Annotated in this window: 7 protein-coding genes; all 7 read left to right on the top strand. The window is 41.7% G+C overall.

Going from position 1 to position 12,710, the window contains the following annotated elements; translation table 11 throughout:
- The first annotated feature begins 306 nt into the window (after positions 1-306).
- The 7 genes from IGK27_RS13185 to srlA all read left to right on the top strand — a co-directional run bounded on the left by IGK27_RS13185 (position 307) and on the right by srlA (position 12,705).
- Positions 307-5,271, top strand: coding sequence for an Ig-like domain-containing protein (locus IGK27_RS13185; RefSeq protein ID WP_075320393.1), 4,965 nt, complete (start codon positions 307-309; stop codon positions 5,269-5,271).
- 232 nt (positions 5,272-5,503) lie between these two features.
- Positions 5,504-6,901, top strand: coding sequence for a tRNA uridine-5-carboxymethylaminomethyl(34) synthesis GTPase MnmE (gene mnmE / locus IGK27_RS13180; RefSeq protein ID WP_002355989.1), 1,398 nt, complete (start codon positions 5,504-5,506; stop codon positions 6,899-6,901).
- A gap of 19 nt (positions 6,902-6,920) precedes the next feature.
- Positions 6,921-8,819, top strand: a complete 1,899-nt coding sequence (gene mnmG, locus IGK27_RS13175; RefSeq protein ID WP_002359195.1) for a tRNA uridine-5-carboxymethylaminomethyl(34) synthesis enzyme MnmG — start codon at positions 6,921-6,923, stop codon at positions 8,817-8,819.
- A gap of 171 nt (positions 8,820-8,990) precedes the next feature.
- Positions 8,991-9,791 (top strand): SDR family oxidoreductase, encoded by an 801-nt coding sequence (locus IGK27_RS13170; protein ID WP_002355987.1) that lies wholly within the window; start codon positions 8,991-8,993, stop codon positions 9,789-9,791.
- Between the two features lie 15 nt (positions 9,792-9,806).
- Positions 9,807-11,669, top strand: coding sequence for a BglG family transcription antiterminator (locus IGK27_RS13165; protein ID WP_002367533.1), 1,863 nt, complete (start codon positions 9,807-9,809; stop codon positions 11,667-11,669).
- Positions 11,666-12,151 carry a transcriptional regulator GutM gene (locus IGK27_RS13160; RefSeq protein WP_033626642.1) on the top strand — a complete coding sequence of 162 codons (486 nt, stop codon included), beginning with the start codon at positions 11,666-11,668 and terminating at the stop codon, positions 12,149-12,151. Before IGK27_RS13165 ends, IGK27_RS13160 begins: the two co-directional genes overlap by 4 nt.
- On the top strand, positions 12,151-12,705 hold the full coding sequence (srlA, locus tag IGK27_RS13155) for a PTS glucitol/sorbitol transporter subunit IIC (protein WP_002355983.1): 555 nt from the start codon (positions 12,151-12,153) through the stop codon (positions 12,703-12,705). Before IGK27_RS13160 ends, srlA begins: the two co-directional genes overlap by 1 nt.
- The last annotated feature ends 5 nt before the right edge of the window (positions 12,706-12,710 follow it).

Raw genomic sequence — 12,710 nt, 5'->3', positions numbered from 1 at the left:
AAAAAATAAAAAAAATTTCCGTTATTTAATTATCGATTTATCAAACGATAAGTTATAATAAAATAATTTATTTATCTTTAATGATTGAGGAGAAATGTATAAACTTCCTCATTTTCCTCTCATTGTATAATAACTCACTAATGAATTAGTGAGTTTTTTAACATATCTAGGATGTTTGTTATCAAATGAATTTTTATATAAAAATTCACAGCATTATATTTTGAAAAGCTGAGGAAATGTACTAAACTGCAGGTGTTAAATCCATTTAAATCGCTAAAGGGGGAGATGAACAACTAGGGGAAGCTAATGATCTTGGTATTTATCGTTTATTTTAAAGAAAAGAGGGACGATCAGATGAAAAAGAAAATTGTTGAGGATTTTAATCGGAAAAGTCAGCATAAAAAATGGACAAAACGCAAGATGCTTAATTTAGCAATATCAAGTGGTTTATTATTTACGTCATTAGCAATCCCTGTAAGTATAGCTGTTACCTCTGGCACAATCAGTGCATCAGCAGCGGTCTTGGATATCGAACTATTATCAAATGTTACGTCAAATAATGACAGTGGCACTTCAACGAGTAATCGTTGGACAGCCGCAAACCAAAATCAACCAGTTAATTTCACGGTTTCTGGTGGCGCTTTAGCAGATGCTTCCGCTGTGTTTAGTGGACAAAAACAAGCGGTGTTAGTGGTTCCTCCTGAGTTAAGAGGAAATGTAGCTGCAGCAGGCAGCGCAGCAATCAATACCAACGTTACGATTGATCTTTCAAAAGTTACTTTTTTGACTGCCGTTTTGAATGCAGCCAATGATTTAACCAATGTGATTACTCAAATTACCAGTGGAGCGTTAGGGAATTTAACTGGTGTTGATATTGATTTGACGGAAGTGAATCGTCAATTGGAATTAGTGAATAACATTGAAAACTTAGGTGCTGCTTCATTTACAGCTCCGGAAACGTTAGCAGCTGACGGCTCATACATTAGCGCACCAATTAGTGATGGTTTAGGGTTAGTTTTAGCCCAAAATGTTTCAAACATCTTACAAGATTTGAATGCGGCAGTTCAAGCTTTGGAGGCAAAAGGAACCAGTATCCCAAGTAATCTTGTCGCCACAGCCATAAATGCAGCCTTGCTTCCTGTCAAAGGCACGGTAAACGTGGCTGTTTCAGGTGCTTTGCCTTTATTAGCGGTTGGTGGTTCAGGTGTGAATGAGTTAGTGGATGCTTCTTTACTAGGCGCAACTACGGTTACTTTACCAACTACCGTTTCAACACCTCAAAATTTATCCAATAATTTAGATGCTCGTTTTGTAGGAACAGTCGTTCAAACAGATCTTTTAGACGTTAATTTATTAGCAACAGCAGACGGTGTATCCAACATTTATTTTGCTGCAGGTACTACTAGTGAAGTAACCGCACCTACCGTAACAGGAGTAACAGGCAATTCAACGGCAGGTTACGAAGTTAAAGGAACTGCCGATGCCAATGCCACGGTTGAAATCCGAAATGCAGGAGGTGCCGTGATAGGTACAGGTACTGCTGATGGGACAGGGGCATTTACAGTTACCATTCCCGCAGGTGAAGCAGGTGCTAATGAAACGTTAACCGCCGTAGCGAAAAACGCCAGCGGCACAGAAAGTACGCCAACAACGTTCCAAACACCAGCGGATGAAGCAACCGTAACCGCACCAACAATCACAGGAGTGACAGGTAATTCAACGGCAGGTTACGAGGTCAAAGGCACCGCTGATGCCAATACCACGGTTGAGATCCGAAATGCAGGAGGCACCGTAATAGGTACAGGTACCGCCGATGGGACAGGGGCATTTACAGTTACCATTCCCGCAGGTGAAGCAGGTGCTAATGAAACGTTAACCGCCGTAGCGAAAAACGCCAGCGGCACAGAAAGCACGCCAACAACGTTCCAAACACCAGCGGATGAAGCAACCGTAACCGCACCAACAATCACAGGAGTAACAGGCAATTCAACAGCAGGTTACGAGATCAAAGGCACCGCCGACGCCAATGCCACGGTTGAGATCCGAAATGCAGGAGGCACCGTAATAGGTACAGGTACCGCTGATGGGACAGGAGCGTTTACAGTTACCATTCCCGCAGGTGAAGCAGGTGCCAATGAAACGTTAACCGCCGTAGCGAAAAACGCCAGCGGCACAGAAAGTACGCCAACAACGTTCCAAACACCAGCGGATCCTAATACACCCGTAGCGACGCCAATTGTTGAGACTGTAACAGGTAGTACAACAAAAGGCTATGAGGTCAAAGGGACTGCTGAAGTTGGCACCACCATTGAGGTTCGCGATGCAGCTGGCACGGTCCTTGGTACTGCAACAACTGGAACTGACGGAAAATATACAGTGACTTTAGATCCAGGAAAAGCAACAGCAAATCAAACGCTGAGCGTTGTAGCGAAAAACGCTAGTGGCACGGAAAGTCAACCAGCAACGGCGACAACACCAGCTGATGTCACTGCACCAACAGTTGATAACATCACAGGCAACTCTGGTTCGGGTTATGAAATTACAGGAACAGCAGACCCTAACACAACAATCGAAGTTCGTGATCCAGCTGGGGCAGTCATTGGTACAGGTACCTCTGATGCGAATGGTGATTTTACTGTAACGCTACCAACGGGAACGACCAATCCTGGGGATACGTTAACAGTGATTGGAAAGGATAACGCAGGAAATGAAAGTCAACCGACTGAAGTCCTTGTTCCTGCTGATGCCACGGTTACAGCACCAACTGTAACAGGAGTAACAGGTAATTCAGTTGCTGGTTATCAGGTGACAGGCACCGCTGATCCGAATGCTACCATTGAAATTCGTGATGCAGATGGGAACGTGATTGCAACAGGGACTGCCGATGGGACTGGTTCCTTTGCTGTGAACCTTCCAGCTGGGACGGCAAATGCGAATGAAACATTGACAGCGTTAGCCAAAGATCCTGCTGGCAATACAAGTACACCGACAACCTTCCAAACACCAGCAGATGAAGTAGTGGCACCGCCAAGTGTCGACAAAGTTACTGGGAATACAACACAAGGATATCAAGTGACAGGTACCGCTGAACTTGGCACCACCATTGAAGTTCGTGCAACAGACGGAACAGTTTTAGGCACCGCAACAACTGGACCGACTGGCCAATATACTGTGACGTTAGCTTCAGGAAAAGCAACAGCTAAACAAACAGTGAATGTAGTTGCTAAAAATGATACTGGACTTGAGAGTCAACCAACTACAGCTATGACACCCGCTGATGTTACCACACCAACAATTGGTGACATTACTGGAGATTCAACAACTGGTTATGAAATCACTGGGACGGCGGACCCTAATACCACCATTGAAGTACGGAACCCAGATGGAACAATTATTGGTACAACGACAACGGATGATCAAGGAAACTTTACTGTGGACCTTCCAGCGGGAGCCGCTAATCCTGGTGATACATTAACAGTTGTTGGAAAAGACGGTGACGGCAATGAAAGTCAACCAACGGAAGTGACGGTCCCTGAAGATGCAACCGTAGCAGCACCAACTGTGACGACTGTTACAGGAACAACTGCCACTGGGTATCAAGTAACCGGCACGGCAGAGCCAAATGTCACCATTGAGATTCACAATGAAGCAGGTTTAGTTATTGCTACGGGAACGACTGATGGTGCTGGCGCCTTTACAATCACTCTTCCGACGGGCACAGCAACAGCTAACGAAGCCTTAACTGCCATTGCGAAAGATGCTGCTGGGAAAGAAAGTAATCCGACTGCTTTCAAAACACCTGCTGATCCAGATGCACCAGTCGCGACACCTACTGTTGACAAAATCACTGGTAGCACGACAAAAGGCTATCAAGTAGTAGGAGCAGCAGAAGTTGGTACAACAGTTGAGGTGCGTGATGCCGATGGCACAGTCCTTGGCATGGCAACTACTGGAACTGATGGCAAATACACAGTGACTTTAGAGCCAGGGAAGGCCTCAGCTAACGAAACAATAACTGTTGTAGCGAAAAATGCAACAGGAAAAGAAAGTCAGCCGGCTACAGCAACTACACCAGCCGACTTAGCCACACCAACCATTGATTCTATTACCGGAAATTCTGGTAAAGGTTACGAAATCACTGGAACGGCGGAGCCCAAAACCACTATTGATGTCCGTGACGCAGACGGAACCATCATTGCTGCTACAACTGTTAACGAAACCGGCCAATATACGGTGACTCTACCAGCTGGCGTAGTGACACCAGGAGAAACGATTACGATTATTAGCAAAGATGGCGCTGGTAATGAAAGTCAACCAGCTACAGCCGTTATTCCAGCGGATGTCGTTTTAGCGGCGCCAACTATTACGAAGGTTGAAGGAAACAAAGCCAATGGCTATACAGTCACTGGAACTGCTGATCCAAATGTCACGGTTCAATTTTACAATAGCAGTGAACAATTATTGGCAAGTGGCAATACAACTACTGGAGGTACCTTCTCCGTTCATATTGCAGCAGGGTTAGCAACAGAAAAAGAAACATTAACCGCACTAACCACAGATACACAAGGAAATGTGAGTCCTAAAACCACATTTATGACGCCAGCCGATATTACGGGAGAACCAGAAATTAAAATTGCGGCACCAACTGTTTCTTCAGTTTTAGGAACGTCTAAAGCCGGCTACCTCATCAAAGGAACAGCTGAACCAAACCGAATCATTCAAATTAGTAACCGACTATTAAGAAGTGTGATTGCTGTAGGTGCCACCGATGCTGAAGGCAACTTCGCTATCCAATTAACAGCGGGACAAGCGACTGCTCAACAAAGTTTACTTGCGACAGCTACCGATGGCGCAGGACATTACAGTACGGCTACAACCTTCATGACACCAGCCGACCCAACGAATCCTGGAGGAGGCAATGGTAACACTGGCGGAAATAACGGCAATACAGGCGGCAATACAGGAAACAATGGCGCAACTGGCGGGAATAATGGGAATGGTTCAAACACAGGTTCAAATCCAAATGGAGGTTCTGGTTTAGGCACAACAGGTTCTGGCTTAGGTTCACTAGGCAATGGCCTCGGTACAAATGGTAGTGGCTACCACCCTAAACTAAGCACCATCAGTTATGGCACTGGAAATCACGGGAAAACAGGCTTCTTACCTAGCACAGGTGAAAAAGAGTCTTCAGCCGTGACAACAAGTTTGTTTGGCGCCTTTGTCGCACTCCTTGCGAGCATGGGAATCATCAAACGCAAACGTAAAAACTAGCTCTCTCCTTTAATTCCTATAGATGAGAAAACGTATTGTTGAGAATTCCCCACTCAATGATACGTTTTCTCGTTCCATTTAATGAAGAAAAATTGCCAAATAGAATAAAATGTGCTATTCTATTTTCAGAAAATCGAAGGAACAAGCAGTGAAAGTGCTAAATCCAACCTGAATTTTTTAATGCAGGAGGAGTGGGCGCTTTTTTTGTTGTTATGAAGAAAGGAAGCTAATTATGCAATCAGCTACAATGGAATTTGATACAATTGCGGCGATTTCTACGCCGCCAGGTGAAGGTGCGATTAGTATTGTTCGTTTAAGTGGCGAGCAAGCAGTTGCTATTGCAAACAAAGTTTATCGGTCAGGCACTAAAGATTTAGCTAAAGTCCCCACGCACACGATTCATTATGGTCATATTGTTGATCCGCAAAACGATCAATTGATTGATGAAGTCATGCTTTCTGTGATGCGGGCACCGAAAACATTTACACGAGAAGACGTGGTAGAAATTAACTGTCATGGCGGCATTGTCGTGGTGAACCAATTATTGCAATTACTGTTACGTGAAGGCGCACGAATGGCCGAACCTGGGGAATTTACAAAACGTGCTTTTCTAAATGGCCGAATGGATCTTTCACAAGCAGAAGCAGTGATGGACTTAATCCGTGCTAAAACAGATAAGGCGATGAATGTTGCATTGAACCAATTAGATGGTAACTTGTCGGCGTTAATTCGTTCATTAAGACAAGAAATTTTAAATACTTTAGCGCAAGTAGAAGTTAATATTGATTATCCAGAGTATGATGATGTCGAAGAATTAACCACGAAATTACTTTTAGAAAAAGCCGAATTTGTGAAAGCGCAGATTCAACAATTATTAACGACCGCTAAACAAGGAAAAATTTTGCGAGAAGGCCTAAGTACAGCAATTATTGGCCGACCAAATGTCGGGAAATCCAGTTTGTTAAACCATCTGTTACGAGAAGAAAAAGCCATCGTTACAGATATTGCTGGAACGACACGTGATGTCATTGAAGAATACGTTAACGTTCGCGGCGTTCCTTTAAAATTAATTGATACAGCGGGGATTCGCGAAACAGAAGACATTGTGGAACGAATTGGTGTCGAACGCAGCCGCAAAGCGTTAGCAGATTCGGATTTAATTTTGTTAGTCTTAAATCAAAGCGAAGAATTGACAGAGGAAGATCGTCAACTGTTGGAAGCAACGAAAGGCTTAAAACGCGTTATTCTTTTAAATAAAATGGACTTACCGACAAAACTAGATCCTAACGAATTACAAGAATTAGTCCCTGCAGAAGAAATTTTATCCGTTTCGGTGTTGTCAAACACAGGCTTAGACCAGTTAGAAGCGAAAATTGCTGATCTTTTCTTTGGCGGCCAAACAGGCGAAAAAGATGCTACCTATATTTCTAATACACGTCATATTGCTTTGCTGGATCAAGCAGCGCTTTCGTTACAAGAAGTGATTAACGGCATCGAAGCAGGTATGCCAGTCGATTTAGTTCAAATTGATATGACCCGTTGTTGGGATTATTTAGGGGAAATCGTCGGCGATAGTGTCCAAGATGAATTAATTACACAGTTATTTAGTCAATTTTGTTTAGGAAAATAAGACAAGAGAGGAATTTTTTATGAATCAATATCAAGCAGAATCATATGATGTTATTGTCGTCGGTGCTGGACATGCTGGCTCTGAAGCAGCCTTAGCAGCCGCACGAATGGGCGTTAAAACGTTACTTTTAACAATTAATTTAGATATGGTTGCTTTTATGCCATGTAACCCTTCTGTTGGTGGACCTGCCAAAGGAGTCGTTGTCCGAGAAATCGATGCATTAGGCGGCGAAATGGGTAAAAACATTGATAAAACCTACATCCAAATGCGGATGCTAAATACTGGTAAAGGTCCAGCAGTGCGTGCGTTGCGCGCGCAAGCTGACAAACATGCCTATGCGACAGAAATGAAACATACCATTGAAAAAGAAGAAAATTTAACCCTTCGTCAAGGGATTGTTGAAGAATTAATCGTGGAAGATGGCGTTTGTTGTGGTGTTGTAACTTCAACAGGTGCCGCATACCGTAGTCAAGCAGTGGTGATTACTGCCGGTACTGCCTTGCGTGGCGAAATTATTATTGGTGAATTAAAATATTCATCAGGACCAAACAATTCGCAACCTTCCGTTGGTTTAGCCAATCATTTAAAAGAATTAGGTTTAGAAATCGATCGCTTTAAAACAGGAACGCCGCCACGAGTAAAATCAAGTACGATTGATTATTCTGTGACAGAGGAACAACCAGGCGATAAAGAACCCAACCACTTTAGTTACAGCACGCCAGATAGTGCCTACAATCAAAACCAAGAACCTTGTTGGTTAACTTATACGAATGAAACAACGCATGAAATTATTCAAAAAAATCTACACCGCGCCCCAATGTTTACTGGGATTGTGGAAGGTGTGGGCGCTCGGTATTGCCCATCCATCGAGGACAAAATTGTTCGTTTTGCAGACAAACCAAGACACCAATTGTTCTTGGAACCAGAAGGGTTGAATACCGAAGAAGTTTACGTCCAAGGCTTATCTACTTCTTTACCAGAAGATGTCCAAACAGAAATGCTTCATTCTATTGAAGGATTAGAAAAAGTAGAAATGATGCGTACAGGTTACGCCATTGAATACGATGTGGTAGTCCCTCACCAATTACGCCCAACATTAGAAACAAAGGTCATTGAGAATCTTTATACAGCAGGTCAAACGAACGGAACTAGTGGCTACGAAGAAGCTGCTGGTCAAGGCTTGATGGCAGGAATTAATGCTGCATTGAAAATTCAAGGCAAAGAGCCTCTTGTTTTAAAACGTAGTGATGGCTATATTGGCGTCATGATTGACGATTTAGTTACAAAAGGCACTAACGAACCTTATCGCTTATTAACGTCACGTGCGGAGTATCGTTTGATTTTACGACATGACAATGCGGACTTACGTTTAACAGAAATGGGTCATGAAATTGGCTTAGTCAAAGAAGAACAATATGCCGCCTATCTAGTCAAAAAAGCGGCTGTTGAAGCGGAAATTGCCCGCTTAGGCAAACATCGGATTAAACCAACCAAAGAAGTGCAAGCATTTTTGGAAACCAAAGGCGCTGCTGGCTTAAAAGATGGTATTTTAGCTAGAGATTTTCTGAAACGCCCAGAAATCAGTTATCAAGAAGTCGCTCAATTTATTCCCGCACCTGAAGAGGCGCTCGATCCAAAAGTAATTGAACAAGTAGAAATTCAAATCAAGTACGAAGGCTACATTAAAAAAGCCATGGAAAAAGTTGAGAAACTAAAACGCATGGAAGCAAAACGCATTCCAGAAAACATCGATTACCAAGCGATTAACGGCTTGGCGACAGAAGCAAAACAAAAACTACAAAAAATCCAACCAGAAACGATTGCCCAAGCAAGCCGTATCAGCGGTGTGAACCCCGCTGACATTAGCATTTTGATGGTCTACATCGAACAAGGAAAAATCGCGAAAGTGCAAGGATAATAAAAATTTGAAGCAGTTGCTTCTTCACGGATGATTGATTGTGAAGAAGCAACTGCTTTTTTGTTTTGAATTAGTCTACTTTTTTTTCTAAACTGCAAAAAAAGACTGTCTTAAATAATTTCACAAACTGACCTATACTGAAAGCGCAAACAAATGATAGGAGTGGAACAAATGACAGATTGGTTAGGAATTAAAGGAAAAGTAGTGATTGTTACAGGAGGCTCATCTGGTATTGGTCGCAGCATTGTTGAAAGCTTGTTAGCACAAGAGGTCTATGTTGCTAATTTTGATATTTCAGCATCAGAAACGCAACATGAGCATTTACTCTTTGTGAAAGTCGATGTAACTTCTCGAGCAGAAGTAGAAGCTGGTGTCGCTCAAGTGGTGGAAAAATTTGGAACCGTAGATGGCCTAGTAAATAATGCCGGAATCAATATTCCTCGTCTATTGGTGGATAAAAATCATCCTCATGGGCCTTATGAATTATCGGATGAGGTATTCGACAAAATTGTAGCCATCAATCAAAAAGGGCTCTACCTAATGAGCCAAGCAGTGGGCCGGATTCTTGTACAAAAACAAGCAGGTGTCATTATTAATATGTCTTCAGAAGCTGGATTAGAAGGCTCCGAAGGGCAAAGCGCCTACGCTGCAACGAAAGCAGCGGTCAGCAGTTATACACGTTCATGGGCTAAAGAGTTAGGAAAATCAAACGTCCGTGTCGTGGGGATTGCGCCAGGCATTATGGAAGAAACGGGCTTGCGCACTTTAGCATACGAAGAAGCATTGGCTTATACACGAAACATTTCTGTGGAGCAATTGCGAGCAGGTTATTCAAAAACAAGTACGATTCCATTAGGTCGTAGCGGAAAACTCCATGAAGTCGCTGACTTAGTATGCTATTATTTATCAGACCGTTCAAGCTATATTACAGGCATCACCACAAACGTAGCTGGAGGTAAAACAAGAGGATAGAGGTGGGAAAACTAAATGACGCTAGTAAATAGATGGTACCAAGTAATAAAATTACTAGTTGATCACAAAGGAATGAGCTTACAGGAATTGCAAGAGAAATTAGCCGCAAGTCCTCAAACAGTTCGTAAAAACATTGATACATTGAATGATGAATTAATCGGTATCGCCCAAATTATTCAGAAGGAAAATCTCTTTCAGTTAGAAATCAATAACTTTGAAGGTTTTGAAGAGGTTTTGTCTGGACGGCTAAAAAGGGAATCTGATTTTAATTCTTCAAGCAAGCGTGTTTCCTACATTATCAAACGATTAATAGAAGAAGATCAATTTATTTCAACTTATGATTTATCCGAAGAACTCGCCGTTAGTCGCGGCACAGTTAATAAAGACATTAAGCGCATGAAAGAGCTGATTGCTCCTTGGCAGGTTGCGGTTGTAGGCACGCCAAACCGTGGCATTCATTTAGAAGGAAAAGAGTTTGATTTACGCTTACTTCATGTGAATTACGTCCAAGAATATTTTGAAGAACAGTTTCTTCATGAAACTACCAAACAAATGATACAAAAAATAATCAAAGAAACAAGACTAGCAAAACAAGATAGTTTTCTTTTACGAAGAGTGGTTTCAATTGTTTTGCAGCGTGTTTTAGCTGGAAAACTCATTACGGAACTACCACCAGAATATGTTGATTATGTTCGTCATAACGAGCAGATTGAAGAACTGATGTATCACTTGGAAATAACCTATAATGTAACGTTAAGCCAATGGGAACGTTCCTTTATCAGCTTTCCTTTTAACATCAACACAAACCATATTCGTAATTCTTTATTGGCTGATGAAGGACTCTTAGCTGACTATTTTCAAAAAATGATGAAAAAAATTCATCATTCAGTTGTTGTTGAATTTGATGAGGACTTCTTGTTTTCAGAAATGAAAGATCATTTAAGAAACGTGATGAATCGACTCGTTTTTCATGTGGAATGTCACGATTTATTTTATGGAGAAATTGAACGACAATATCCTTTGGCCTATGAATTAGCCAAAATTGGCTTGCAAGAATTGGGCCGTTTGTTGAATCGTTGTGTGCCGACGGTTGAATTTGGGTATCTCGCTTTGTATTTTGAACTAGCATTGAGAGGGAACTATGAAGCGGGAGCCAAAAAAGAAATCGCTGTAATCTGCAGTACAGGTCATGGAACGGCCTTGATCATTCAGCGGCAATTGGAAAAAGTTTTGGGTCCAGACGTCCAGATTGCCCATTTTTCTGAAGAAGAGGCAGAGAGAAGAGAATTGAATCAATATTTTGCTATTTTTACAACCATTCCCTTAAAAAATATTCGACCACAAACACCGATGATCCATTTAACTAATTTATTTAACGATACTTGGCTCAGAAATGAGTGGCAGAGAGCAAAAGAAATTCGTTCCGTGGAATCTCAAAATATTCATATGACCTATCAATTATTAGAGAATACTCAAGGTTACCGAGCGAATATCCAGAAAATGATTGCTGATTTAGAAGCAGAAAAATTAGTAGATCCCCAATTTATCGAACGAATTTTTACTAGAGAAGATCAACAAACAACTATTTTTGAATCGGGGATTGCCTTTCCCCATACAATTAATCAAGCCTTACCAACGATTATTTTATCGATTGGGGTTTTTGAAGAATCACTGGTTACACCAGAAGGTAAAGTTGATGTTATTTTGCTGTTGGGTATTCCAGAAGAGCTGACGGCCACTGTTGAAGCAGAGTTACTACAACTATATGACCGCTTGTTTACAATCGCAGGAGACGAACGTTTACGTAATGAATTACGGAAGCAACGAGATGTTTTAGCGGTTAAAGAGTGGATGCAAAGGAAGGGGATTATCATATGAGTTTTATCTACGTATTCGGGGAGCTTTTTTTAACAGCTTACTTCGTTCAGATAGCTATGGGAATGAAACAGATTAAACACTTTAATCAAAACTACCAAGAATTGCGACAATTAGGAAAAGTCGCGATTGGTCGACGTGCAGGGAAGTTAAAAGCAGGCACGATTATCTTGTTTGCTGTGGATTCACAAGGGAAAATCTTAGCCGCTAGAAAGATGCAAGGTGTCACCGTTCTAGCTAAATTTCATCCCTTACCTCAGTACGTGAACGAGGATATTCATTATATGGATCATTACCATCCACTCGTACAAAAGGAAAATAAATTAACCCAACAAGCGATGGAAAATGCACGAGAAATTTACTTACGTGTTGAGCTTGGCAATTATCAAGAAACACAACCATTAACGCCGCTTAATGGAGCCAAAATTCAATGGCAATTATGGAAAAATAAAGTACAAACAAAATTGAAAGGAAGTGTCGAGTAATGTCTTATATTACAAAATTTGCGGAAGGATTTATGCACCTTTTCCAAACAGGAGCAGAAACATTTATTTCTTGGATGACAGGCATCGTACCTGTTGTTTTGATGTTAATGGTAGCTATGAATACTTTAATTGCTTTTCTAGGAGAAGAAAGAGTAACCAAGGTAGCCAAACTTTCTGCCAAAAATCCTGTTACGCGATATTTAGTGCTGCCTTTTTTATCCGCTTTTATGTTAGGCAATCCAATGTCCTTTACGATGGCTCGATTTTTACCAGAATACTATAAACCTAGCTATTATGCTGCACAAGCGCAATTTTGTCATACCAGTAATGGAGTTTTTCCTCATATTAATCCTGGTGAATTGTTCGTTTGGTTAGGGATTGCGCAAGGGATTGATACGTTAGGACTAAATTCGATGGACCTAGCGATTCGCTATATGTTTGTAGGGATATTAATGAATTTTATTGGCGGTTGGGTTACCGATTTCACTACCGCCTATGTTTGCAAACAACAAGGAATTACCCTTAGTAAAACAGTAGAGATTGCTGTGGATTAGAAAGG

Origin of the sequence: Enterococcus sp. DIV0236, assembly GCF_050558525.1 — a bacterium.
Lineage (GTDB): Bacteria > Bacillota > Bacilli > Lactobacillales > Enterococcaceae > Enterococcus > Enterococcus faecalis.
This window is presented reverse-complemented; position numbering and strand designations above follow the sequence as displayed.

What these genes read in the sequence shown, in the direction of transcription:
- IGK27_RS13185 (WP_075320393.1), top strand. Translation starts at nt 307, where the DNA reads ATGATCTTGGTATTTATCGTTTATTTTAAAGAAAAGAGGGACGATCAG.
- mnmE (WP_002355989.1), top strand. Translation starts at nt 5,504, where the DNA reads ATGCAATCAGCTACAATGGAATTTGATACAATTGCGGCGATTTCTACG.
- mnmG (WP_002359195.1), top strand. Translation starts at nt 6,921, where the DNA reads ATGAATCAATATCAAGCAGAATCATATGATGTTATTGTCGTCGGTGCT.
- IGK27_RS13170 (WP_002355987.1), top strand. Translation starts at nt 8,991, where the DNA reads ATGACAGATTGGTTAGGAATTAAAGGAAAAGTAGTGATTGTTACAGGA.
- IGK27_RS13165 (WP_002367533.1), top strand. Translation starts at nt 9,807, where the DNA reads ATGACGCTAGTAAATAGATGGTACCAAGTAATAAAATTACTAGTTGAT.
- IGK27_RS13160 (WP_033626642.1), top strand. Translation starts at nt 11,666, where the DNA reads ATGAGTTTTATCTACGTATTCGGGGAGCTTTTTTTAACAGCTTACTTC.
- srlA (WP_002355983.1), top strand. Translation starts at nt 12,151, where the DNA reads ATGTCTTATATTACAAAATTTGCGGAAGGATTTATGCACCTTTTCCAA.